The organism is Stenotrophomonas sp. CASM110 (assembly GCF_049384345.1).
GTDB lineage: Bacteria > Pseudomonadota > Gammaproteobacteria > Xanthomonadales > Xanthomonadaceae > Stenotrophomonas > Stenotrophomonas muris.
The window spans coordinates 44038-68471 of sequence record NZ_JBMRGI010000018.1 but is presented as its reverse complement, the minus strand read 5'-3'; the positions used below and the strand labels follow the sequence as shown (position 1 = coordinate 68471).

The 24434-nt window shown below is 68.4% G+C and carries 16 protein-coding genes and 1 tRNA gene; 8 read left to right on the top strand and 9 right to left on the bottom strand.

Annotated features, from left to right (window positions below):
• Window positions 1–342: 342 nt before the first annotated feature.
• From ppk2 to hemA, 4 genes are read right to left on the bottom strand one after another with little or no spacing between them, the layout of a single operon-like run.
• Window positions 343–1125, bottom strand: a complete 783-nt coding sequence (gene ppk2 / locus VG561_RS15760; protein WP_032956942.1) for a polyphosphate kinase 2 — start codon at window positions 1123–1125, stop codon at window positions 343–345.
• 46 nt (window positions 1126–1171) lie between these two features.
• The gene (locus tag VG561_RS15755) at window positions 1172–2878 is read right to left on the bottom strand and encodes a tetratricopeptide repeat protein (RefSeq protein WP_262094068.1); all 1707 of its coding nucleotides are present in this window, start codon (window positions 2876–2878) and stop codon (window positions 1172–1174) included.
• 5 nt (window positions 2879–2883) lie between these two features.
• Window positions 2884–3966: a peptide chain release factor 1 gene (gene prfA / locus VG561_RS15750; protein WP_014646030.1), complete on the bottom strand. Its 1083-nt coding sequence runs from the start codon at window positions 3964–3966 to the stop codon at window positions 2884–2886.
• The gene (gene hemA / locus VG561_RS15745; protein ID WP_014646031.1) at window positions 3944–5227 is read right to left on the bottom strand and encodes a glutamyl-tRNA reductase; all 1284 of its coding nucleotides are present in this window, start codon (window positions 5225–5227) and stop codon (window positions 3944–3946) included. The genes prfA and hemA overlap by 23 nt, the downstream gene beginning before the upstream one ends.
• Before the next feature lie 63 nt (window positions 5228–5290).
• Between hemA and VG561_RS15740 the strand changes: the two genes are divergently transcribed.
• The 8 genes from VG561_RS15740 to ychF all read left to right on the top strand — a co-directional run bounded on the left by VG561_RS15740 (window position 5291) and on the right by ychF (window position 12395).
• Window positions 5291–6976, top strand: coding sequence for a tetratricopeptide repeat protein (locus VG561_RS15740; RefSeq protein WP_173390336.1), 1686 nt, complete (start codon window positions 5291–5293; stop codon window positions 6974–6976).
• A complete protein-coding gene (lolB, locus tag VG561_RS15735) occupies window positions 6973–7632 on the top strand; it encodes a lipoprotein insertase outer membrane protein LolB (RefSeq protein WP_014646033.1) in 660 nt (219 codons plus the stop codon). The genes VG561_RS15740 and lolB overlap by 4 nt, the downstream gene beginning before the upstream one ends.
• Entirely contained in the window at window positions 7629–8498 is an 870-nt protein-coding gene (gene ispE, locus VG561_RS15730; protein ID WP_126411760.1) for a 4-(cytidine 5'-diphospho)-2-C-methyl-D-erythritol kinase, read from the top strand. The genes lolB and ispE overlap by 4 nt, the downstream gene beginning before the upstream one ends.
• An 11-nt stretch (window positions 8499–8509) precedes the next feature.
• Window positions 8510–8586 (top strand) — tRNA-Gln (locus VG561_RS15725).
• A 140-nt stretch (window positions 8587–8726) separates the two neighbouring features.
• Window positions 8727–9686, top strand: a complete 960-nt coding sequence (locus tag VG561_RS15720) for a ribose-phosphate diphosphokinase (protein ID WP_005415400.1) — start codon at window positions 8727–8729, stop codon at window positions 9684–9686.
• A 108-nt stretch (window positions 9687–9794) separates the two neighbouring features.
• Window positions 9795–10412, top strand: a complete 618-nt coding sequence (locus VG561_RS15715) for a 50S ribosomal protein L25/general stress protein Ctc (RefSeq protein WP_010481743.1) — start codon at window positions 9795–9797, stop codon at window positions 10410–10412.
• A gap of 48 nt (window positions 10413–10460) precedes the next feature.
• Window positions 10461–11039, top strand: a complete 579-nt coding sequence (gene pth, locus VG561_RS15710) for an aminoacyl-tRNA hydrolase (RefSeq protein WP_049416981.1) — start codon at window positions 10461–10463, stop codon at window positions 11037–11039.
• A 264-nt stretch (window positions 11040–11303) separates the two neighbouring features.
• Window positions 11304–12395 carry a redox-regulated ATPase YchF gene (gene ychF, locus VG561_RS15705; protein WP_014646036.1) on the top strand — a complete coding sequence of 364 codons (1092 nt, stop codon included), beginning with the start codon at window positions 11304–11306 and terminating at the stop codon, window positions 12393–12395.
• 503 nt (window positions 12396–12898) lie between these two features.
• Here ychF and VG561_RS15700 read toward each other — a convergent pair.
• From VG561_RS15700 to VG561_RS15680, 5 genes are all read right to left on the bottom strand, one after another.
• A complete protein-coding gene (locus VG561_RS15700) occupies window positions 12899–16186 on the bottom strand; it encodes an autotransporter outer membrane beta-barrel domain-containing protein (protein ID WP_423179791.1) in 3288 nt (1095 codons plus the stop codon).
• Between the two features lie 262 nt (window positions 16187–16448).
• Window positions 16449–17090 (bottom strand): response regulator, encoded by a 642-nt coding sequence (locus VG561_RS15695; protein WP_014036089.1) that lies wholly within the window; start codon window positions 17088–17090, stop codon window positions 16449–16451.
• The gene (locus VG561_RS15690) at window positions 17087–20314 is read right to left on the bottom strand and encodes an ATP-binding protein (protein ID WP_423179790.1); all 3228 of its coding nucleotides are present in this window, start codon (window positions 20312–20314) and stop codon (window positions 17087–17089) included. Before VG561_RS15690 ends, VG561_RS15695 begins: the two co-directional genes overlap by 4 nt.
• A 128-nt stretch (window positions 20315–20442) precedes the next feature.
• Window positions 20443–21663 (bottom strand): EAL domain-containing response regulator, encoded by a 1221-nt coding sequence (locus VG561_RS15685; RefSeq protein ID WP_262094061.1) that lies wholly within the window; start codon window positions 21661–21663, stop codon window positions 20443–20445.
• The gene (locus tag VG561_RS15680; protein ID WP_262094059.1) at window positions 21660–24431 is read right to left on the bottom strand and encodes a response regulator; all 2772 of its coding nucleotides are present in this window, start codon (window positions 24429–24431) and stop codon (window positions 21660–21662) included. The genes VG561_RS15685 and VG561_RS15680 overlap by 4 nt, the downstream gene beginning before the upstream one ends.
• Window positions 24432–24434: the final 3 nt, after the last annotated feature.

Sequence of the window (24434 nt, the reverse complement as noted above, 5' to 3'; positions counted from 1 at the left end):
TCTGCCCCAGACACGATCCGACGCCCGCCAGGCCAATGGGATTGCCGATGGGGTCAGATCCGCTTTCCGCAGGAAAACGGATCTGACCCCGGCTCCATTTCGATATCTGACAGATGTGTCGACCAAGGTCGACACCTACCAACAGCCGCAGGGATCTGTCAGAGGCGGGGCGGTTGGGTGGGTAGGACACGCCGTAGACCCGTCCATGGGGGTTCGATGTCGCCATCCATGGCGCCAACGGTCGTGCCCACCCACCGCGCCGCCATCCCGCGGATGCCCGCTGTTGCTGTTGCCGTTGCCGTTGCGTTGAGCAGGTGCAGGGTGCAACCCTGCCGAACAACCCTAATCCTCGACCGGGAAATCCTCGATGGGCTTCAGCACATCGTAGTGCTCGCGATGCAGCTTGCCCTTCAGCTTCGGCAGCTCCGGCAACGGCGCATCCACCCGTGTGTCCGGCAACCGGTCCAGCAGGTTGCGCACCAGGGTCAGTCGCCCCAGCCGCTGGTCGTTGAAATCCACCAGCGTCCACGGCGCCGCCTCGCGATGCGTCGCGCGCAGCATCGCCTCGCGGGCTTCGGTATAGGCGCTGTACTTGCTGCGCGATTTCAGGTCGACCGGGGACAGCTTCCAGCCCTTCAGCGGATCGAGGTGGCGTTCGGCGAAGCGCTTCTCCTGCTGCTCCTGGTCCACGCACAGCCAGTACTTGAACAGCAGGATGCCGTCATCCACCAGCAGCTGCTCGAACACCGGTGCCTGGCGCAGAAACTGCTGGTACTCGGTTTCGCTGCAATAGCCCATCACCCGCTCGACGCCTGCGCGGTTGTACCAGCTGCGGTCCATCAGCACGATCTCGCCGGCGGCGGGAAGATGCGAGGCATAGCGCTGGAAATACCACTGCGTGGCTTCGCGGTCGGTAGGCTTGGGCAGTGCTACCACCCGGCATTGGCGTGGATTGAGATGCTGGCTGATGGCCTGGATCGCGCCGCCCTTGCCTGCCGTATCCCGTCCCTCGAACAGCACCAGCAGGCGTTGCCCGCTGAGCTGCACCCAGCGCGCCATCGCGGTCAGTTCCAGCTGCAGCGGCAGCAGCAGTTCGTCGTAGTCCTTGCGCTTGAGCTTGGCCATCGTCACACCACGCGGGGAGGAAGCCCGAGCGTAACGCAGGGGTCGCTCAGGTGTTGTCGACACCTTGCCAGCCGTGTTCACCGGCAAGCCGCTGCAGCAGGGCCGACAGGTCGCGGGCAAACCCGGCCATGTCGAACAGGCCACTGCGGTCGCGCGCCTGCGCCAGCTCGGCGCGAAGCGAGGCCAGTGCTGCGGGGTCATTGCCCAGTGCGCTGGCGGTGGCGATGAACGCCGCATCATCGGCGACATTCATCCGGGCCAGCCCCAGATGGTGGTTGAGGCTGCCGGCCACGCGCGCGGCGAAGGTGTCGCCCGGGCAGGTCAGCACCGGGCAGCCGGCCCACAGTGCATCGGAGGCGGTGGTGTGCGCGTTGTACGGATGCGTGTCGAGGAACAGGTCGGCCAGTGGGTAGCGGGCCAGGTACTGCGGTTGCGGCAGCTTGGCCATGAACACCAGCCGCACCGGGTCCAGGCCGGCAGCCTGCGCGGCGGTGCGCAGGCGGGCGTCGGCCTGGCCGGGGCCGGACAGCAGCCACAGCACGCTGCCGGGCACCGCCTGCAGAACCGCGAAGGCGCGGCCCATGCTGCGCGGGTTGAGCTTGTAGCTGTTGTTGAAGCAGCAGAACACCACGCCGTGCTCGGGCAGCCCGCACTCGGCGCGGGACGGCGACGGCTCCAGCGTGCGGGTGTTGTCCGAGGGCTGGAAGGCCCGCGGAAGGCGCAGGACGCGTTCGCTGAAGTGCGGTTCCAGGGCTGCCGGCAGTACGAATTCGTCGGCGACCACGGCGTCCAGCCATCGCGCGCCCGAGGTGCCGGGGTAGGCCAGCCAGTTCAGCTGCAGCGGGGCCGGGCGCATCGCCAGCACTTCGGGCGTGCCGCCGCCGCCCCAGCCGCGCAGGTCGAACAGCAGGTCGATGCCCTGTGCGCGGATGCGGGCCGCGATGTCGGCATGCCGCAGTGCGGCCACCTCATGCAGCCGGGTCGCGGACTGCAGGCGTTCGCGGATGCCGCTGCCATCGGCGCGGTTCAGCGCGAACAGGTGCAGCTGCAACGCCGGGTCATGACGCAGGTGTTCGAGCAGGGCCACGGTCAGCAGCCCGGTGGGATGGGCGCCGAAGCCATTGGAAAGGAAGCCGACGCGCAACGGGCCGCGCGCGCGTACCGTCACTGCCGGCAAGGGCCGGACCGAGGCGGCGATCAGTGCGGCGCGCGCACGTGCACAGGCCAACTGCTCGCCCGCGCTGGCGTCTTCGCTGAGGAAGGCGAAGGGTTCCACGGCACCGTGGCCGGCGGCGAGCGCGGCGCGTACCTGCGCAGCCAGCGTGTCCATGTCCTGCCAGTCGCACAGGCGGCGCTGCCATGCCAGGCGCTGCGCGGCGATGTAGGGTTCATCCGGCATCAGCGCATGCGCGCGGCGATAGGCCGCTGCTGCGCCTTCGGCATCGTCGGCGTCTTCCAGCGCATGGCCCAGCCACAGCGCGATGCCCGGGTGCTGCGGGGCCAATGCCGAGGCCTGGCCAAGCAGCTTCGCCGCGTCGGCGTGCGCGCCGGCCATCCAGGCCACGCGGCCCAGGCGCGCCAAGGCCTCGGGGTGGTTCGGGCGCAGCTGCAGCGCGCGTCGTGCCGCCTGCTCGCCGGCGGCGATGTCGCCGGCTTCCAGTTCCAGGTCGGCCAGCATCACCCAGGCGACGAAATCGCCGGGCTGGCGTGCGATCGCCTGCTGCAGGTGCTGTCGCTGCTGCCAGGCCGACATCGTGCTCAGCCCGCCGACAGCTGGGCCAGGGCATCGACCTGGTGTTCGTGGCTGAGCCGCTGCAGCAGCGGGTCGAGGTCGCCGGCCAGGATGTTGGGCAGGTCGTACAGGGTCAGGCCTTCCACGCGGTGGTCGGTGATCCGGCCCTGCGGGAAGTTGTAGGTGCGGATGCGCTGGCTGCGGTCGCCGCTGCCGACCTGCAGGCGCCGCGATTCGGCCTGCGCGGCGTCCTGGCGCTGGCGCTCGGCATCGAGCAGCTGCGCCTTCAGGCGCTTCATCGCCTTGTCGCGGTTGGCGTGCTGGCTGCGCTCGGTCTGGCACTCCACCACTACGCCGGTCGGCACGTGGGTGATGCGGATGGCCGATTCGGTCTTGTTGACGTGCTGGCCGCCGGCACCGGACGAGCGGAACGTATCCACCTTCAGGTCGGCCGGGTTGATGACGATGTCATCGACCTCGTCGGCCTCGGGAATGATCGCCACGGTGGCCGCCGAAGTGTGGATGCGGCCCTGCGATTCGGTGGCCGGCACGCGCTGCACGCGATGCGTGCCCGATTCGAACTTCAGGCGCGAGAACGCACCACGGCCGACCACGCGCGCCACTACTTCCTTGTAGCCGCCATGCTCACCGGGGTTGTCCGATTCGATCTCGACCTTCCAGCCCTGGCGCTCGGCATAGCGGGCGTACATGCGGAACAGATCGCCGGCGAAGATCGCGGCTTCATCGCCGCCAGTGCCGGCGCGTACTTCCAGGAACAGGTTGCCTTCGTCGCGCGGATCGCGTGGTACCAGCAGCAGGGCCAGTTCTTGTTCCAGTTCCTGCAGGCGCGCCTGCGCCGCGGCGATTTCCTCGTCTGCCAGTTCACGCAGGTCGGGGTCGGCGCGCATGCCTTCGGCGGCGGCCAGGTCGGCCTTGGCACGGGCTTCCTCGGCGAGCGCGGCAGCGACCGGTTCAAGTTGGGCGAATTCGCGCGAAAGGTCGCGGAAACGGGTGTTGTCGGCGACCACATCGGGTTCGGCGAGCAGGCGTTCCAGTTCTTCGCGGCGCTCGGCCAGCGCTTCCAGCTTACGGCGCAGGGTCGGCGTCATCGGGTCTCACGGGTGGGTGGCGGTAACCCGGCGTGGCCGGGAACAGGCGCTCGGCGGCGCGGGTCAGGTCGGCATCGCCACTCAGCGCGGCCGCGCGCAGAGCGGCGGTCGGCGGATGCAGCAGGCGGTTGGTCAGGCCATGGGCCAGCAGTTCCAGCACTTCGTCGGCGGGCTTGCCGTTGGCCAGCTGCTGCCGTGCGCGCTCCAGCAGTTCGGCGCGGGTCGCTTCGCCGAACGCACGCAGCTGCCGCAGCGGTGCCTGGTGGGCGCTGGCCTGCTGGGTCTCGATGAAACGCGACACCTGCAGGTCGATGATCGCCTCGGCCTCGGCGGCGGCCTCGCGGCGGCCACGACGGTTGTCTTCCACCGCGCGTTCCAGGTCATCGACGGTGTAGAGGAAGGCGTCGTTGAGCGTGCCGACCTCGGCTTCGATGTCGCGCGGCACGGCCAGGTCGAACAGCAGCATCGGCTTGTGCCGGCGCGCGCGCAGTGCCTTGGCCACCATCTCGCGATGGATCACAGGTTCGCGCGCGGCGGTGGCCGAGAACACGATGTCGGCCTCGCCGAGGTGGCGGTCCAGTTCGGTCAGCGGCAGGGCCACGCCGCCATGGCGGCTGGCCAGTTCCTGCGCGTGGGCAAGGGTGCGGTTGGCGATCAGCAGCCGCCGCACCTTGCCCTCACTCAGGTGGCGTGCAGCCAGCTCGATGGTCTCGCCGGCACCGACCAGCAGCACGGTGGAGTCATCCAGGCGCGCGAAGGCGTTCTGCGCCAGGCGCACCGCCGCCGAGGCCACCGACACCGGGTTGGCGCCGACCTGGGTATCGGTGCGCGCACGCTTGGCTACCGAGAAGGTCTGCTGGAACAGGCGGTCCAGGCGCTGGCCGAGCAGGCCGTGGTCACGCGCGGTCGACCAGGCATCCTTTACCTGGCCGAGGATCTGCGGTTCGCCCAGCACCATCGAGTCCAGCCCGGTGGCGACCCGGAACAGGTGGCGCACGGCCTCGGCATCGGCATGCTGGTACAGGTAGCCCTGCAGGTCGCCTGCCTGGCTGTGCAGCCACTGGTCCAGCGCCTGTGCCGACTCGGCCACGGCATACAGTTCGGTGCGGTTGCAGGTGGACAGCAGCACTGCCTCGGCGATCTGCGGGGTATCGCGCAGCGAGCCCAGCGCACGCGGCAACGCCTCACCGGCGAAGGCCGCGCGCTCGCGCAGCTCCACCGGTGCGGTCTGGTGATTCAGTCCGAGCACCCACAGGGTCATTGTTCAGTTGCTTGCGATAAGCTGCTGGCCATTGGACGACATTTTAAGGCCCCGATGCCGACGATGCCCGCATTGATTCGCATCCCCAGTGTTCTGCTGCTGTCCCTGGCCTGCGCCCAGGCCCTGGCGGCGGTGCCGGCCAAGGCCCCCGTGCGGGCCGCGGCCACTGAGGAACTGGCGCTGGAACCGGTGATGGCCGGTGAGTTCGCCCTGCAGGCCGGCAAGCTGGCCGAGGCCGCGCGCTGGTACCTGCAGGCCGCGCAGCAGACCGACGGCGACGCCGGCCTGGCCGAGCGCGCGACCCGTATCTCCATGCTGGCCAACGATGATGCCAGCGCCGCCAAGGGCCTGGCCCTGTGGCAGCAGCGCGCCCCGCGCTCGTTGACCATGCGCAGCGCCGCCGGTGCGCTGGCCATGCGCCAGGGCGATGTGAAGGCTGCCCGCACCGAGCTGCAGGCGCTGCTGGCCGACCCCGACGAGCGCGGCTGGAAGTTCGCCCTGGCCGCGCTGATCGGCGGTGGCCGCGACCCGGCGGTGCCGGCGCAGGTGCTCGGCGAGCTGGTCGATGCCAATGCGATTCCGCCGAAGATCGAGGCCTGGCAGGAGTTCGGTCGCCTGGCCCTGCGCATGGACAAGCCCGAGTTGGCGCGGCGCATGATCGATGAAGTGGTCAAGCGCTTCCCGGAAGAGCCGCGCGTAGCGTTGCTGCGTGCCAGCCAGCTGCAGCAGGCGGGCGAGACCGACAAGGCATTGTCGCTGCTGCACGACGTCGAGCCGAAGACCCGCCAGGACCCCGAGCTGCGCAATGCGGTGGCCATCGCCTACGACAGCCTGGGCCAGCCGGCTGCGGCCGAGCGCGTGTTGGCGTTCGGCCCGCAGGACGTACAGACCTGGGGCATGCGCGCCTCGCTGCTGGCCAAGCAGGGCGACAAGGCGGCGCTGTCCAACCTCTACAACGAGCTGTCGCGGCAGGCGGCCAAGCCGGATCCGGCGCAGCGCCTGTTGCTGGGCAAGATCGCCGAATACCTTAAGCGTTACCCCGAGGCGGTGCAGTGGTACCACAGCGTGCCCGGTGGCGATGAGCTGAGCGAAGCGCGCCTGCGCGCGGCCAATGCCCAGGCCCTGGCCGGGCGCCTGCCGCTGGCGCTGGAGGAAGTGCACGCGATCCAGTCCGACGCGGTGGTCGACGACGATGTGCGCCGTGACGCCTACCTGCTGGAAGCCGAACTGCGCCAGCGTGGTGACGACAGCGCCGGTGAACTGGATGCGCTGGCCCGCGGCCTGGCCGCCTACCCGGACGACAACGGCCTGCTGTACGCACGTGCGCTCACCTGGGAGCGCCGCGACGACATCCCGCGCGCCGAGGCCGACCTGCGCAAGATCCTGGTGACCGACCCGGAAAACGTGCCGGCGCTGAACGCGCTGGGCTACACCCTGGCCGATCGCACCGGCCGCCTGCAGGAAGCGCTGGAGCTGATCGACCGCGCCCGCGTGGCCGAGCCGGACAACGCCGCCATCGTCGACAGCTATGGCTGGGTGCTGTATCGCCTGGGCCGCAAGGAAGAGGCACTGGTACAGCTGCGCCGGGCCTGGACCCTGGCCAAGGACCCGGAGATCGCTTCCCACGTCGGCGAAGTGCTGTGGGTGCTGGGCAAGCATGACGAGGCCCGCCACTTCTTCGACGAAGCGGCCAAGCTCGACCCTGAAAACCGCGCGCTGCTGCGCGCCCGTGAGAAATTCAATCCATGAGTGGTTCCCTGATCCGGCCGCTGCTCTTGGCGACCGTGACCCTGGCGGTGAGCGCCTGTACCAGTGTCGGCACGCAGAAGACCCCGGCGCCAGCGGTGGTCGAGATTGTTTCGGCTGAAGCGGCGCAGGCCGAGGCAGCGCGCGTGGCCGCGCTGCAGGCACAGCCGGACTGGGCCTTCCAGGGGCGGGTGGCGGTCAGCAAGGGCAAGGACGGCGGCAGCGGTCGCATCGACTGGAAGCAGGACGGCCGCCGCTACGTGGTCGAACTGAGCGCGCCGGTGACCCGGCAGAGCTGGAAGCTGACCGGCGACACCCATTCCGAAGCCGGTCGCCTGGAAGGGCTGTCCGGCGGTCCGCGCGATGGCGAGGACGCCCAGCAGCTGCTGCTGGAAGCGACTGGCTGGGACATCCCGGTCAATCAGCTGCCGGAGTGGATCCGCGGCCTGGTGGCCGGGGATGCTGCCGGTCCGGAAAAGGTCGAGCGCGACGGTGAAGGCCGGCCGCGCCGCATGCAGCAGATGGGCTGGCAGGTGCAGTACCTGGACTGGTACCCGGCCGACGCCGGACGACCGGCGCTGCCGCGACGGATCGAGGCCAGCAATGGCGACGCCAAGGTGCGCCTGCTGGTGGACCAGTGGGGGCAGGGCACGCCATGAGCGCCGGGCGCGACGACGCGGGCTGGTCCTGGTGGCCGGCCCCGGCCAAGCTGAACCTGTTCCTGCACATCACTGGCCGCCGGGCCGACGGCTACCACGAGCTGCAGACCGTATTCCGCCTGCTGGACTGGGGGGACCGCATCGGCCTGCGCCTGCGTGAAGACGGTCAGGTGCGTCGGCAGGGCGAGGGCCTGGCCGGCGTGGCCGAGGCCGATGACCTAGCGGTGCGGGCCGCGCGCCTGCTCCAGGATGAGGCGAAGGGCGCGCAAGGTGCTGACATCATCGTCGAAAAGCACGTTCCTGCCGGTGGTGGCTTCGGCGGCGGTTCGTCCGATGCGGCCACCGTGCTGGTGGTGCTGAATCGGCTCTGGCGCTCCGGCCTGGACGAGGATGCCCTGGCCGCGCTGGCCCTGCGTCTGGGCGCCGACGTGCCGGTGTTCGTGCGTGGCCGCAATGCCTGGGCCGAAGGGGTAGGCGAGCGCCTGCAGCCGATCACGCTGGCGCCGGCCTGGTATGTGGTGGTTGAACCGGGTGTTCATGTTCCTACGCCGGTCCTGTTTGCAGACCCGGATTTGACGCGCGACAGCCCAGTGGCGAAAATAGAGGACTTCGCTTCCGGGACCCTGGTCGGGAACGCGTTCGAACCGGTGCTGCGCCGCCGTGAGCCTGCCGTCGAGGCAGCGCTTGCCGCGTTGAGCGACATCGGCGCGGCGCGGCTGACCGGTTCGGGAAGTGGTTGTTTCGTCGAGTTCGCATCGCAGGCTGCTGCAGAGCAGGGGCGGTCGAAGTTGCCGAAGGAGTTGCGGGCAAGGGTGGCAGCGGGCGTTGCGCGTTCGCCACTGCTGGATGCACTCGAGCAACACTGATTTATCAATGCAGGGGCGTCGCCAAGAGGCCCAAGGCACCAGGTTTTGATCCTGGCATTCGTAGGTTCGAATCCTACCGCCCCTGCCAATAGCGGCTGTGTCCGCGCCTTCCAGCGCATCGCCCGCGCGGGACGTGGAAACAACCGCGGTGTTGTCAGCAGCAAGGGTCCATCGGGGTCCTTGCCGACTCCGGATCCCCGCCACTCGTCCCCGCCCGAGACAATCATGATGCAAGAGTCCCCGAACCTGCTGGTCTTTTCCGGCAACGCCAACAAACGTCTGGCGCAGAACATCTGCAAGGAACTGGGGGTCCGCCCGGGCAAGGCGCTGGTGTCGCACTTCTCCGATGGTGAAGTGCAGGTGGAAATCGAAGAGAACGTCCGCAAGCAGGACGTGTTCGTGATCCAGCCGACCTGCGCGCCGAGCGCGGAAAACCTGATGGAACTGCTGGTGCTGATCGACGCGCTCAAGCGCGCATCGGTGGCCAGCGTGACCGCCGTGGTGCCGTACTTCGGCTACTCGCGCCAGGACCGCCGCATGCGTTCCTCGCGCGTGCCGATCACCGCCAAGCTGGCGGCCAAGATGTTCAGCACCGCTGGCGCTGATCGCGTGCTGACCGTCGACCTGCACGCCGACCAGATCCAGGGCTTCTTCGATATTCCGGTGGACAACGTGTATGCGTCCCCGCTGCTGCTGGCCGACATCTGGCGCGCCTACGGCACCGAGAACCTGATTGTTGTCTCGCCGGACGTGGGCGGCGTGGTCCGCGCCCGTGCGGTGGCCAAGCGCCTGGATGACGCCGACCTGGCGATCATCGACAAGCGCCGCCCGCGCGCCAACGTCTCCACCGTGATGAACATCATCGGTGACGTCGAAGGCAAGACCTGCGTGATGGTCGATGACATCGTCGATACCGCCGGCACCCTGTGCGCCGCTGCCGCTGCCCTGAAGGCGCGCGGTGCGCTCAAGGTCGCCGCCTACTGCACCCACGCGGTGCTGTCGGGCCCGGCGGTGGACAACATCACCAATTCCCAGCTCGACGAGCTGGTGGTGACCGACACCATCCCGCTGAAGGACGCAGCGCGGGTGTGCAGCAAGATCCGCCAGCTGAGCGTGGCGGAAATGCTGGCCGAAACGATGCGCCGCATCGCCTTCGGCGAGTCGGTCAGCTCGCTGTACGTCGACTGAGTTTTCGTCCCTGCCGGCAACGGCGGGGACATACCCGGATGCTTCTGGTCGCGGAAGCATCTTCAACCGCCACGCCGCAGGGCGCGGCAACAACCTGAGTAGTCGAAAATGTCGAAGACCCATGAAATCAAGGTCACCAAGCGTGAACTGCAGCGTAAGGGTGCGAGCCGCCGCCTGCGTCACGCTGGTGTGATCCCGGCCATCGTGTACGGCGGCAACGCCGAGCCGGTCGCCATCAGCCTGGACCACAACGAAATCTGGCTGGCCCAGCAGAACGAGTGGTTCTATGCCTCGATCCTGGACCTGAACCTGGATGGCCAGGTGCAGAAGGTCCTGCTGCGTGACATGCAGCGCCACCCGTACAAGCAGCTGATCATGCACCTGGACTTCCAGCGCGTGAACGAGAACGAAGCCCTGACCGCTTCGGTCCCGCTGCACTTCGTCAACGAAGACACCTCGCCGGCCGGCAAGGCTGCCGACGTCGTGGTCACCCACGAACTGAAGGAAGTGACCATCACCTGCCTGCCGAAGGACCTGCCGGAGTCGATCGAAGTCGACCTGGGCGAGCTGAAGGCCGGTGACGTCGTGTACCTGTCCAACATCAAGCTGCCGAAGGGCGTGGAAATCCCGGCGCTGGCGCTGGGCAAGGACCACGACGACGCCATCGTCACCGCCAAGGCCGGCAAGGCCGACGAGGCTGACGAAGAAGCGGCTGCCGCCGAGTAATACCGTTACGGTGCCTGCCTCCGGGCAGGCACCGTACTGGAAGGAACCATGGCAGGACTGCGACTGATCGTCGGTCTGGGCAATCCCGGATCGGAACACGCCCGGACCCGGCACAATGCCGGGTTTCATTTCGTTGAGGCCCTGGCGGAAAAAGCCGGTGCGCGATGGAATGTGGACAGCAAGTTGTTCGGCGAGACCGCCAAGGTCGAGATCGCCGGGCAGACGGTGTGGCTGCTCAAGCCCGCCACCTTCATGAATCTCAGCGGCAAGTCGGTCACCGCCGCGCAGCGGTTCTGGAAGATCGAGCCGGAGGAAACCCTGCTGGCCCACGACGAGCTGGACCTGCCGCCCGGTGCGGCGCGACTGAAGTTCGACGGTGGCCACGGCGGCCAGAACGGCCTGCGCGATACCATCCGCCTGCTGGGTCATGGCAAATTCCACCGCCTGCGCGTGGGCATCGGCCATCCCGGCCACAAGGACCGCGTGGTGGGTTGGGTGCTGGGGCGCCCGTCCAAGGAGGATGACGTGCTGATCGCACGCGCCATCGACGATGCGATCGACGTGCTGCCGCTGGCGGTGCAGGGCGATTTCAACGAAGCGATGAAGCGGCTGCACACCCCGAAATAACCGGTAGGTACCGACCTTTGGCCGGTACGGAACCAACCAGAGCGGTAGGTATCGACCGTTGGTCGGTACGGAACCAACCAGACCGGTAGGTATCGACCGTTGGTCGATACGGAGCCAACCAGAGCGGTAGGTATCGACCGTTGGTCGGTACTGAACCAACCAGACCGGTAGGTATCGACCGCTGGTCGATACGGAGAATGATTGGAAAAGCAGCGCCCAGGCCGCTGTTTCCCCAATCACTTTCACCCCAGAGAGCTGTCACCCATGGGTATCAAATGCGGCATCGTCGGCCTGCCCAACGTCGGCAAGTCGACCCTGTTCAATGCGCTGACCAAGGCGGGCATCGCCGCGGCGAACTTCCCGTTCTGCACCATCGAACCGAACGTCGGCATCGTGCCGGTGCCGGATCCGCGCCTGAACGAGCTGGCGGGCATCATCAACCCGCAGAAGGTCATCCCGACCGCGGTCGAGTTCGTCGACATCGCCGGCCTGGTCGCCGGTGCCGCCAGCGGTGAGGGCCTGGGCAACAAGTTCCTGGCGCACATCCGCGAAGTCGATGCGATCACCCACGTGGTGCGCTGCTTCGAGCACGGTGACATCGTGCACGTGGCCGGCAAGGTCGACCCGATCTCGGACATCGAAACCATCGACACCGAACTGGCGCTGGCCGACCTGGACAGTGTCGAGAAGGCGCTGAACCGTGCCGAGCGTGCGGCCAAGGGTGGCGACAAGGATGCGGCGGCGCGCAAGCCGGTGCTGGCCAAGTTGCAGGCTGCACTGTCGGAGGGCAAGGCTGGGCGCTCGGCCGGGCTGGACGAGGAAGAGAAGGCGCTGGTGCGCGACCTGTTCCTGCTGACCCTGAAGCCGGTGATGTACATCGCCAACGTGCTGGAAGACGGTTTCGACAACAACCCGCACCTGGAAGCCGTGCGTGCGCATGCTGCCGCCGAAGGCGCGCAGGTGGTGCCGGTGTCGGCCGCGATCGAAGAAGAGCTGTCCCAGCTCGACGACGAAGACCGCGATACCTTCCTGGCGGACCTGGGCCTGAGCGAGCCGGGCCTGAACCGCGTGATCAACGCGGCCTACAGCCTGCTCGGCCTGCAGACCTACTTCACCGCCGGCGTGAAGGAAGTCCGTGCGTGGACCGTGCGCAAGGGCGCTACCGCTCCGCAGGCTGCCGCCGTCATCCACACCGACTTCGAGAAGGGCTTCATCCGCGCCGAAACCATCGCGTATGACGACTTCATCAAGTACAAGGGCGAAGCCGGCGCCAAGGAAGCCGGTCGCCTGCGCCTGGAAGGCAAGGAGTACCGCGTGCAGGAAGGCGACATCCTGCACTTCCGCTTCAACGTCTGATCCTGCGGCATCGGATCGACCCCGGACGCCCCGCCCTGTGCGGGGCGTTCGCGTTTCCGGTGATGGACAAAAAAACACCAGGCTGCGAAACGCTTGCGGTGTGACGTTCGCCGGTACTTGTCCACAGCAAACTCCCATCGCTTTCCACGCGTGGTGTGGAAAACCCCGCGCGCCTCTGTAGAGCCGAGCCTGCGCTCGGCTCAGGTTGCCATCAGCCGAGCATGGGCTCGGCTCTACGAGGCTTGGCGGTGCGGTGTGGACAAATTTTCACCACGCTTCGAAACGCCTGCGGTGCAATGCTCACAACTACTTGTCCACACCTAGTTCCCATCGCTTTCCACGCGCGTTGTGGAAAAGAACTGCAGACGTGGACAAAAACTCACCACGCCCGGAAGCGCCTGCCCCGCAACGCTCGAACCCACTTGTCCACACCAAACCCCCATCGCTTTCCACGCCGCATGTGGAAAAAGTGCCCGGCATTCCCTTGCCGGGCACGTCCCGCGTCACCAGGTGTACGACACGCCCAGCTGGGCACCGACGTCGTGGAAGCCCATGCCACCGCTCTGCCGGCTCAGTTCACCCCAGCCGCGCCAGCCGCCGGACAGATCCACCTGCACGCCGGCCTTGGCTTCGTAGATGTCACGCGGCAACTGCCGCTGCAGGCGCTCGCCGTCCATTGTCAGGCCCGCACCATTGCCGCCGGACCACCAGTTCACCGCCACGTACGGGTGCACCTGGCCCTGCGCCGGGCTCAACCCACGGCGGTACAGGCGCAGGCCGAGGCGGGTGCTGGTCTCGCCACCACCGCGGTCGTCGACTACCGTGCCGTTGGCCTCGACCACGCGGTCGCTGTCATAGCGGCTGTGCACCACCTGCACCTGCGGTTCCAGGTAAATGCCGCGCTGCGCGGTGCGCCGCAGGGGCAGCACATAGCCGGCCTCGGCCGACGCACTCCAGTTGCGGGCGTCATAGCGCTCCTTCTGCAGGCCTTCGCCCTGCACGCTGTTGCGGAAGCGGCCGTATTGCAGCCAACCATCCACATAGGCGCCGCCTTGCATGTGCGCATCCTGCAGCCAGGTAGCATAGGCACCCACGCTGGTGCCGGTGACCACGCCACGCGCGGTGTAGCCGGTCACCTGCGAGCGGCTGTCATTGCGCGCGCGGCCGTGGCCGAGCATCGCACCGGCCTGCAGCTCGCCCGTGCCACCCACTTCGAAGCGGCGGCCGACGCCGACCAGCACGCTGCTGATCTGCCCATCGACCTGGACCTGGCGGTTGCGGTCGTGGCTGTCGGGCTGCGCGCTGCGAAGGTGTATCCAGGCCACGGCATCACCTCGGGTGCCGGCCTGTGCGGCGGGATCACCGGCGCGGTCGTGCAGGCTGTGCCGGAACATGCCCAGTGCGGCGCTGCGGTTGGCCAGGTAGGCCGCCGGTTCCGGGCGTTCCACCTGCGGGCGCGGCGGATCGATCGGCGGCTCCGGCGGCAATGGTGGATCGATCGGCGGCTCCGGCGGCAACGGCGGATCGATCGGCGGCTCCGGCGGTGACGGTGGGTCGACCGGCGGATCCGGCGGATCCGGCGGCTGCGGCGGGTCGATCGGGGGATCCGGCGGCTGCGGCGGATCGACCGGCGGCACGTACTCCGAGCGCAGGTACCAGTTGCCATCGTCCGGGGTCGACACACCGCCCTTGAACAGGAAGTAGTCGTAGGCACCGGCAACCGCGCGCCCCTGCAGGCTGAATTGTGCATCCGACTGGCCGGCCACGGTGATCAGGCGGATGCCCTCCTGGGTCAGCGCACCGGCGCCGCCGGCATTGCGCACACTCACGCTGGCGGTGCCGCTGCTGTTGCCGTTGATCACCAGCTGGTCGCCCAGCGAAGTGTCGTCGCCCAGCGCGCGGTTGAAGATCCACTGGCCACCGTTGCCCACGTAGTCGCCGCTGACGGTAACGGTCTTGAAATCGCCGGCCGCCGGCGCATCGAAAGCGATGGTGCCGGCGTGTTCGAGCGTGCCGACGCTGGAACTGGCGCGTACGTTCCACTGGCTGCTGCCATCCAGCGCCAGTTGTGCGACCTGGTAGCCGGAGTCGTTGCGCAGGGCGCCGCTGAACGTGGTGCCGTTGCCCAGCACCATGTGCACCTCAGCCGTTGCGCTGTCGACCACCACGTCACCGCGCAGCATGCTGGCGTCGGCGCTGAAGTCGATGCGACTGGTCGCCACGCTGCTGCCATCGGTGAACACGGTGTCGCTGACCCGCAGCAGGCGGCCGCTGCCGTCGCCCGCAGTCACATCGCTGCCATTGACGTTCAAGGCATGGTTGCTGCCCTGCAGCCAGAACGCTGCGCCGCTGGCGGTCTCTATGTGGCTGTCATTGAAGGTGGCACGGTTCCAGTACGGGCCGAACGCGGTCAGGTAGGAGCGGTAGCCGCCGCTGTTGCTGCCGGTCATGCGGATGTCCAGGCGATCGGCCTGGGTCAGCCGCGCGGTGTTCATGTGCACGATGCCGAACACGTTCTCGCCATCGCTGCGGATCGCAACGGCATCGAGCAGCGCGGTGGCGGTGGAGCCGCCGATGAACACGCCACCGCCGCCGTTGCCGCGCACGTCGATCACGCTGCCGTTGGCTTCGATGCGGCTGGCGGTGCTGCCGGTGGAGCCGGTCACGCGCACGCCGTAGGTCGCATCACCGTGCGTGGTGATCCGGCCGCCCTGCACGGTGGCAACGCCGCCGGCGATCTCAACGCCATAACCGTAGGTGTCGGTCCAGGTGTCGATGCTGCTGTCGGTCAGCTGCAGGCGCGACTCATCGCTGGCCAGCCAGAATCCGGAGTAGCCATCACGAACATCGAACGCGGCATCGCTTGCGGTCAACTGTCCCCAGCTGTTGATGTTCACGCCATAGCCACCGACGGTGTAGAAGCTGCCGCCGTTGATCACTGCACTGGAATAGGTCTTGCTGATGTGGCTGCCGAGCAGGCGCATGCTGCCGCCCACCGAATGGGCTTCCACGTTCTCCAGCAGCAGGCTGCCGCCGCTGTCGATATCGAACCAACCGCCCTGCAGGTAGGTGTCGTACAGCTCGGCGCGGCTGCCCACGCCGTTGGCCGCCACGCCGGCAAGGATGCCACCGGGGGCGAGGGTGATGCGGCTGTTGCGGATCGTCAGCAGGCCGGCACTGTCGGCGCGCAGGCGGGCACCGCCGTCGGCGCTCATCCGCAGATCGGCCAGGTGCAGCTCGCTGCCCTTGCCGGATGCACCGGCCAGCGTGCCACCGGTCCCGGTCATTGAAAGACTGCCCCCGGCATAGTGGATCACGCCACCGTTGTAGGCCTGCACGCTGCCGAATCCGCTGCCGTTGCGCGTGGCATCGATGTGGACATCGCGCGCATCGATCACGCTGCCGGCACCATTGGCATACAGCGCATAGAAGCCCGTCCCGGTCGCCGGTGCGATCGACAGCGTTGCGTCGCGCAGCTGCACCTGGCCACCATTGGCAGCGGACACGCCGCTGCCATTGCCGGTCACGTGGATGCGGCTGCCGTCGATCAGCGCATTGCTGCCGGTACCGGTGACCGCAAGTGCGAAGCTGCCCGCACTGTGGGTGAGGACGTCGTCGGCACCCAGCTGCAGGGTGTCACCGTCGTTGACCAGCAGCGGGCCGGTGAGGTCTGCGGCATGCGCCGGCAGGGCTGCCCACAGCGCAGTGGCCAACAGGCTGGGAATGAGGGGTACGCGCTTTCCGTGCGCGCGCCCGTACGCACGGCCGTGCCGTGTGGGGGAGGCGTTCATGCTGATGGACTTCCTGTGGCAGGGCGCAGCGAGGCTGCGCGGACTGACGCGGCAGGGCCGCGTCGCTGCGGAAGTCCCACGCCACGGCAATTGCAGGCGCCATCGGACTTCCGTCCCCCACGGCGATGCGGCAACAGCCGGCAGGCGCACCTTGGCGGGATGTCTCCAGCCTAGAAATCGGCACTGTCCGATGGAATCAGGCGTTTCCTAAAGCGGTTGCAGGCCCCGTCGCAGGGCCGGCGGGATTCAGCCGGGAGTGGCCTCAGCCGAACAGCGAGGCCTGCAGGCAGTACTCGATCAGCGCCTGGTCGCTGTCCACACCGAGCTTGCGCATCGCGCTGATCTTCTGCGTGCTGACCGTCTTGGCGCTGCGCTGCAGCTGGCGTGCGATGTCGCCCACGCTCATGCCACTGGTGAACAGGCGGATCACCTCCAGCTCGCGCGGCGACAGCCTCGCACGGACCGCATCCGCATCGGCCGGTTCGCTCGCAGCTACCGGCAGCAGTCCCGGGGGGCGGTAGACGCGATCGGCCAGCACCACGCGCAGGGCCTGTACCAGGCTGCCCAATCCATGGCTCTTGAGCACCACGCCACCGGCGCCGGCGGCATACATCGCCGCGACCAACGACGGATTGGACACCATCGTCAGCACCAGCAGGCGCGTCTCCGGGAAGCTGCGGCGCAGGAACGAGATCAGCTTGATGCCGTCCCCGAAGCGATCGCCTCCCGGCATGCTGTAGTCGGTGATTACCGCCTGTGGCCGGGTCCGGGTCATCAGCTCGATCAGCGTCGCCGGATCGGCCGCTTCGCCCACGATGTCCAGGTCCAGTTCCCCGGCCAGTACGTCGCGGATGCCGGCAAGCACGATCGGGTGGTCGTCGGCGATGAGGATCCGTGTGGTCATGGCAGGGTCGGGTCGTCGGGAAGGGAGGGGGATGCAGCGTCGCGCAACGGATGCAGCAGCTGCTCGAGGCGTCGCTGGAACCCGGCAAGAGCGGCCGCCTGGGTGGCCAGGTCATCGCCGCCGGCAAGGCACTGTTCGATCTGCAGGCCGCTGTCGACCAGCGCAGGTGCACCGACGATCACCAGCGCGCCGCGGATGCGGTGCAGAACCTGCGCCACCCTGGCGGGATCGGCAGCGGCGATCGCCTGGCGCAGGCTGTCCAGGTCGGCCTGCATGGTCTGTACGAACAGCGACTGCATCTTCGCGGGAACCTGCAGCGGGGGATCCTTGTCGTGCGACGCAGTGGACGCAGGGTGCTCCTGCATCGCGACGGCCGGTGCATCACCGTCGGTGATCCGGGTCAGCAGGCGCTGCAGGGCTTCCAGCGTGATCGGCTTGACCAGCACGCCCTGCATGCCCGATTCCTGGCAGCGTTGGCGTTCGGCCGGGTCGGCATTGGCCGTGGCGCCGTGGATGGGCACGCTGACACCCCGTGCCCGCAAGGCACGGGCCAGGCCGTAGCCATCCAGCCCGGGCATGTTCAGGTCGGTCAGCACCAGCGCGAACGCCCCTTGTTGCCAGTAGCCCAGCGCTTCATTGCCATCGCTGGCGACCACGGCGCGGCAGCCGAGCTGTTCCAGCTGGTCGCGCAGGATCGCCTGGTTGATCGGGTTGTCCTCGGCGACCAGCACCTGCAGGCCGAAATGGCGCGTCGCCGGCAGGCGCCCTTCGGCGCTGGCCGCCAGCGGTTGGCCGCTGGCCGCGGCCAGGGCCAGCACGATCGCGTCGAATCGATACAGGCCGACCTGCCAGGCGCCATCGACCTGCCGTGGCCGCACCCCGCCTTCGCGGCATGCGATCACGCGCGGTCCACCCGCCCATGCGGGCAGAGGGTCGTCCAGGACCAGCTCGAGCAGCACGGCGGACGATGGCAGGCCTGCTGCGCTGTCCTCCCGGTACACGCTGGCCTGTGCACCGCGCTGCTGCAGGCGCTCGCACAGCGATTGCACCAGTTCGCGCACGCTGCCCCGCACCTGTACCTGCAGGCCGGCGGGTAGTTGCGGCGGCGGGGCCTGCTGTGGATCCGGTGGAGCCGAGGGCAGCGGCAGTTCGACGCTGAAGCTGCTGCCCAGGCCGCTCTCGCTGACCACGCGCAGCTGGCCTTCCATCAACGCCACAAGATGCGCGCAGATGGCCAGCCCCAGGCCGGTGCCGCGCATCGCATCGGTGCCCGGGTTGGCCTGGAAAAATGGCTCGAACAGATGCGCCTGGTGTTCGCTGGCAATGCCGATACCGGTATCGGCCACCTGCCATTGCAGCCAGCAGCGTTGCTCCTGCCAGCGTGCCGAAACACGGACCACCACGCGCCCGCTGTCGGTGAACTTCAGTGCGTTGCTGATCAGGTTGTTGAGCACCTGTCGGATCCGCGCGGCATCACCGCACACCCCGGGCGGTACGTCGGCATCGATGCAGGCGTAGAACTGCAGCCCCTTGTTGGCGGCCGCGGCAGCATACGAGTCGAGCGCGTCCTCGGTCAGCCGCACTGGATCGAATGGGCTTGGCTCCAGGCTCAGTTGCCCGGCCTCGGCCTTGCTGACATCCAGGATGTCGCTGATCAGCTGCATCAGGGTCGAGGACGAACGCTGGATCGTTGCAAGGTAGTCCTGTTGCCGTGCATCCAGTGGCGTCAGCCCCAGCAGTTCAAGCGTGCCGAGCACACCGTACAGCGGCGTGCGGATCTCATGGCTCATCGTGGCCAGGAACTGGCTCTTCGCGCGGTTGCCCTGGTCGGCGGCGCGGCGCGCCTGCTGCAGCACCTGTTCGGCTTCATGCTGGCTGCTCAGGTCAATGAACAGGCACAGCACCGCCGGCTCACCGCGATAGCGCGCCGGTGTCGCCGTTACCAGCAGGTGGCGGCCTTCGGGCGTGGCGTAGGCCAGGCCATCGCCCAGCGTGGTGCCGCCGGCAGCCAGTACGCTGCGCCGCCACGGGCCATGCCAGCCGCCGGCATGATAGTCCTCGCCCAGCCAGCGGCGGGCGAGGGCGTTGTCCAGCAGCACATTGCCATCGGTACGACGCAGCAGGCACAGCCCGATCGGCGCGTTGTCCAGGATCGTGCGACTGAAGGCTTCGCTTTCCAGCAGGCGCGCGTGGTTGCTGCGCAGCGGCTCGATGACCGAACGCCGGTACGCGCGCAGCACCAGCGTGCCGCCCAGTGCCAGCAGCAGGGCGACCACGGTCGCGCCCAGCAATGGCCCCTGCGGGTGCTGAAACACCTGCCGCCAGCCGACGTGGTAGACCGCCAGCCAGCCGCGCTCGCTGCGCATGCGGAACTGCAGGCCAGCGAGGCCGGCCTGCCAGGAGGTGCCGGCCTCGCTGGCATCGGCTGCATCGCCCAGCAGGCGCTGGCCGTTGGCATCGAACAGCGACAGCCGCTGGAACACCGGGACACCCAGCACCTGGCGATAGTCATCGACACGGCCAGGATCGAGCAGGCAGGCCAGTGCGGCCTGCGAGTCCTTGTCGTCCTCGCCCCACAGGCGCGCATCCTGCGGGGCGTGGGCGATGGCCAGCAGCCAGGTCTGCCGGTCGCGCCATGGCACGCCCACCCAGACGATGCCACCACGTTGCACCGCCGGTCGCGTACCCAGCACCCGGTGGATGTCGGCGATCGCCGGGCGCAGGTGATGCGGGCTGTTCTGGCTCGCGTCGGTACCGGCGATCTGTACCGGTGCCAGCAGCCCGCGCGTGCCCTGGCCATCGACCAGCAGGCATTGCGGCGGTGGATAGCGCGAGGCCGACCAGAACGTGCCGTAGAAGCGCAGGAAACGGTCGCCCAGTTCAGTCGGTGGCGAAAGACTGGCCCCCTCGCTTCCGATTACCGCAAAGTTGGCGAACAAGGGCCCGCGTTGCAGCTCCACGCTGGCATCGGCCACCGGCTGCCCATGCGTGCCGACATCATGCAGCCGCCACTGGCGCAGGAAGCGCTCCTGCTCGCGCAGCGTGCCGTCCAGGCGGCGGAAGTGGTACTCGATCTTGCTGCGCTCTTCGTTGAACAGTTGCGAGCCGGCCGACAGCAGCAGTCCGGCCTGCAGCGTGGCCAGCACCACAACGCCGATCAGCAGGGCGTGGACGCGCAGTGAGCGGCGAGCGAGTCGGCGTACAGGAGCGGCCTCGGCCGGCATGGCAGGTCTCAGGGCAGGGAGCGGTCAGCGGCACCATGGGGCAGCAACGGAGGGACATCCGCCACCGCTGCACAGACAGGATCGTCAATGCCACTTGATGATTTCGTGAAGCGGACGTGGAATCCGTGTCAGCGCAGGGCGGCTCGCGGCGACTCGTCCAACTGCGGCGCTTCTTCGTCCAGCAGGCGGGTGAACTCGTCGGACGGCAGCGCCTGCGAGATCAGGAAGCCCTGCACCTGGCTGCACCCCAGCTGGCGCAGGGCAGCCAGGTCGGCATCGCTTTCCACGCCCTCTGCCACGATGGTCAGGCCCAGCTGGTTGGCCAGCGCGATCACCGTCGACAGGGTCAGGTGCAAGGCCGGGTCGCGCGCGCATCCGCTGACCAGCGCGCGGTCGATCTTGACCTCGGTGAAAGGGGTATTGACCAGGTTGTGGACCGAGCTCAGGCCCTGCCCGAAATCGTCCTGGGCCAGGCCGAAGCCCTTCATGCGCAGGCGGCAGGCGCCGGCATAGAAGTCGCTGACGTGCCGCGTGATGCTGTTTTCCATCAGTTCGAAGCACAATTCACCGGGCGTACCGCCGTTGGCCAGGGTCAGTGCCAGCAGTTCGTCGGGCAGGTCCGACTGCTCCAGCAGGTGAGGGGGCAGGTTGATCGATACCGGTACCCGGAACCCTTGCTTGCGCCAGCGTGCCTGCGCGCTGATGCTGGCCTTGAGCATCATCCGCAGCAGATCGCCCTCCAGTCCGTAGCGGCAGATTGCCGGCAGGAAGCTGCCAGCGGCCAGCGTGCCCAGCTGCGGATGTCGCCAGCGCACCAGTGCTTCGGCCGCCACCACGCGTCCTGACTGCAGTGACTTCTTCGGTTGGAACCAGGCCGTCAGGCTGCCATCGGCCATGGCCTGGCGCAGCTGCGATGCATCCGGTTCGGGCGCAGCCGCCGCGCGCGTGGGGGCCTCGCCGGCGGCCGGACGCGCCTGCGCCAAGGCCTCGAACAGAGCGTCCACGTCGGCGGCCGCCACCGGCTTGGGCAGCAGGCCGACCACATCCAGCCCCAGCGATTCGGCCATCATCCGTGCCGAGGTCATCATCCGCCGCGGGGCCGCGCTGACCACCGCAAGGCGTGGCGGGCGCGGCTGTGCCGCCAGCGCCTGGATGAACTGGATGCCGTCCTGCCCGGGCATCAGCAGGTCGCTGACCACCAGGTCGTAGGGCTGGCACGCACACAGCGCGATGGCCGCATCCACGTCTTCGCAGGCGTCGACCTGCACGCCTGCGTGGCTGCCGAACAGATTGGCCAGGAAACCACGCTGGAAGGGCTGGTCTTCCAGGATCAGGACACGCTGGGTCATGCGGGGTCTCCTTGGCGCAGTGAGGTGAGCGCCTTGCGCAGGCGTGCGATGTCGATGGGTTTGCTCAGGTAGCCCTGCATGCCACTGGCCAGGCAGCGCTCGCGCTCCTCGGCAGTGGCATTGGCGGTGGCGCCGATCACCGGCACCGGGTTGCCGTCCTCGCGCAGCTGCCGGGCCAACGCGTGGCCGTCCATGCGCGGCATGTTGATGTCGGTCACCACCAGGTCGAAAGACTGCTCTCGGCATCGCTGCAGGGCTTCCACGCCGTCCTGTGCCAGCTCCACGTCGCAGCCGAGGGTGCGCAGCTGCTCGGCCAGGATCACCCGGTTGATCGGGTTGTCTTCGACGGCCAGCACGTGCAGGCCCAGCGGCATCGGCCTTGCCGCGCGCGATGTTTCCGGCAGCGCCGCACGTTGCTGCTGCACGTTGGCCAGTGCATTGCCGATCGCGGTCATCCCATGCAGGGTCACCACCAGGCTGCCATCGGCGGCAACGGTGGGCTGGTCGCCGCCGTCGATCGATGCCACCACGCGAGGGCCTGCCCAGGCCAGCGGTATCCCGGCCTCGCCGTCCATCAGGATCGCGCCGTCATGGTCCAGCAGTGCAGGGTCGCCCTGCAGGGGCTGTGCGTTGGCGCCCCAGCGACGCAGCCAGCCGCAGGCACTGTCGACCAGTTCGCGATCACGGCCGCGCACCAGGATCGGCGGCTCCGGCAGCAGGGTCGGGCCATCCTCGGCGGCGGCCAGCACCGGCAAGGGCAGGCGCACGCTGAAGCTGCTGCCCAGGCCGGGCTCGCTCACCACCTGCAGCTCGCCGCTCATCAGGCGCACCAGGCGGTCGCTGATGGACAGGCCCAGCCCGGTGCCCTGTGCACTGGCCGCGCCGCGGACCTGGCGGAACGGTTCGAACAACCGCGCCTGTTCCTCCGCGGCGATGCCCACGCCGGTATCGGTGACCTGCCAGGCGAGCACGCTCGATTCACCTTCGCGCTGTACCTGGCGCACGCGCAGTACCACCCGGCCATGCTCGGTGAACTTGATCGCGTTGCTGAGCAGGTTGCCCAGCACCTGGCGGATGCGGTCGGCATCACCCAGCACGCGCGTGGGCAGGCGCGGGTCGGTGCAGACCAGGATCTGCAGGCCCTTGCAGGTGGCCGAGGCAGCGAAACTGCGCAGCACGCTCTCGGTCAGCTCGCGCGGCGAGAACGGCGCCGGCTCCAGGCTGAGCTGCCCGGATTCGATCTTGGAAACATCCAGCACATCGCTGATCAACTGCAGCAGGACCGATGAGGAACTCTCGATGGTGCGCAGGTACTGCGACTGCCGGGCGTCCAGCGAGGTGTGCCCGAGCAGCTCCAGCGTGCCCAGCACGCCGTAGAGCGGAGTACGGATTTCATGGCTCATGGTGGCCAGGAACGCGCTCTTGGCCTGGTTGGCCGCATCGGCGGCCTGGCGTGCCGACGACAGCGCGGCCTGTGCCTGGCGGTGCCGGGAAATGTCATGGAACACGCACAGCAGCACGTCGTCGCCCTGGTAGCGGCAGGCCGCGTGCAGCACCTGCAGCTGACGACCGTCGCGGGTGGTGAATTCCAGTCCACGCCCGCGCTCGCCGGCATGTCCGCGCCATGGCGCCTGCCAGTCGCTGTGTTCGCCTTCTTCGCCAAGCCAGTCGCGTAGCAGCTGGTTGGAGAGCAGCAGCGCGCGGTCGCTGCGGCGCAGGACGCAGATGCCGACCGGCGCCATGTCGATCACCGTCGAACTGAAATCCAGGTTCTCCAGCAGCCTGCGCTGTTGCTGCAGGGCCGGCTGGATCAACTGGAGGTCCACGCGATGCCGCAGCAGGCGCAGCGCGACGCCGGCCAGCAGCAGCAACAGCGCGCAGACCAGCAGCGGCACCGCCAGGTCACCCAGCAGCAGTTGCGACGGCAGGTGGTAGACCAACCGCCAGCCGTCGTTGCCGACACTTTTCACCAGCGCTACACCGCGCGGAAGCCCGCCACTCCACAGCGTGCCGAAGCTGTCGTCCTGGCGTTCCCGCAGGGTCTTCCAGCCCGCACCATCCAGACGCGGGGTCTGGCTGGACAATGCCGGCTGCCCTGCACGGTCGAGCAGCGCATAGCCGCCGATGCCCTGGCCGTCGATCATGCTCGCCGCCGCCGCGCCATCGAGCAGCAGCACCAGCCACTGCGTCGGATGCGGGCCGGCCTGTACCGGCTGCGCCAATGCAACGCCACTGTCACCCGGGCGCAGCCAGTGCACCGGGTCGGCCGCCTCCAGGCTGCCGCTGCGTGCCTGCAGCGCACGCAGCGATGGCAGGTGCGCCAGGTCCACGTCGACCTCGCCGCCGGCCAGCCAGTGCGTGCCGTGCGCATCGACCAGCAGCAGATGCGTCTGCAGTGCCTGCAGCGTGTGTTCGGCGCGCGCTGACAACAGCAGCCGCTGGCCCGGTTGGCCGCCAGCACCATCCAGCGGCACCTGGCGCATGCCTTCGCTGTCCGCCGCAGGTGCATCCGGGTTGCCCCTCACCACCGAATCGCCCAGATAGCGCAGCAGGGCTTCGCGCTGGTCGAAATAGATCTGGGCCCTGTAGGCCGCTGCATTCATCTCGCGGCGATGGGTCGAGATGTCCTCGGTGAATGCCGTGAGCAGGTAGAAGCCGGCCGCGGCGGCCAGGCAGACGAAGACGCACACGGTCAGGCAGCGCAGCAGCACCGACGCGGTGGTCGATGGCACGGCCTGCTGCAGCGAAGGGCGGGGGAAGCGGAACATGCA

Coding starts and splice junctions, on each gene's coding strand:
- ppk2 (WP_032956942.1), bottom strand. CDS start 1,125: ATGGCCAAGCTCAAGCGCAAGGACTACGACGAACTGCTGCTGCCGCTG.
- VG561_RS15755 (WP_262094068.1), bottom strand. CDS start 2,878: ATGTCGGCCTGGCAGCAGCGACAGCACCTGCAGCAGGCGATCGCACGC.
- prfA (WP_014646030.1), bottom strand. CDS start 3,966: ATGACGCCGACCCTGCGCCGTAAGCTGGAAGCGCTGGCCGAGCGCCGC.
- hemA (WP_014646031.1), bottom strand. CDS start 5,227: ATGACCCTGTGGGTGCTCGGACTGAATCACCAGACCGCACCGGTGGAG.
- VG561_RS15740 (WP_173390336.1), top strand. CDS start 5,291: ATGCCCGCATTGATTCGCATCCCCAGTGTTCTGCTGCTGTCCCTGGCC.
- lolB (WP_014646033.1), top strand. CDS start 6,973: ATGAGTGGTTCCCTGATCCGGCCGCTGCTCTTGGCGACCGTGACCCTG.
- ispE (WP_126411760.1), top strand. CDS start 7,629: ATGAGCGCCGGGCGCGACGACGCGGGCTGGTCCTGGTGGCCGGCCCCG.
- VG561_RS15720 (WP_005415400.1), top strand. CDS start 8,727: ATGCAAGAGTCCCCGAACCTGCTGGTCTTTTCCGGCAACGCCAACAAA.
- VG561_RS15715 (WP_010481743.1), top strand. CDS start 9,795: ATGTCGAAGACCCATGAAATCAAGGTCACCAAGCGTGAACTGCAGCGT.
- pth (WP_049416981.1), top strand. CDS start 10,461: ATGGCAGGACTGCGACTGATCGTCGGTCTGGGCAATCCCGGATCGGAA.
- ychF (WP_014646036.1), top strand. CDS start 11,304: ATGGGTATCAAATGCGGCATCGTCGGCCTGCCCAACGTCGGCAAGTCG.
- VG561_RS15700 (WP_423179791.1), bottom strand. CDS start 16,186: ATGAACGCCTCCCCCACACGGCACGGCCGTGCGTACGGGCGCGCGCAC.
- VG561_RS15695 (WP_014036089.1), bottom strand. CDS start 17,090: ATGACCACACGGATCCTCATCGCCGACGACCACCCGATCGTGCTTGCC.
- VG561_RS15690 (WP_423179790.1), bottom strand. CDS start 20,314: ATGCCGGCCGAGGCCGCTCCTGTACGCCGACTCGCTCGCCGCTCACTG.
- VG561_RS15685 (WP_262094061.1), bottom strand. CDS start 21,663: ATGACCCAGCGTGTCCTGATCCTGGAAGACCAGCCCTTCCAGCGTGGT.
- VG561_RS15680 (WP_262094059.1), bottom strand. CDS start 24,431: ATGTTCCGCTTCCCCCGCCCTTCGCTGCAGCAGGCCGTGCCATCGACC.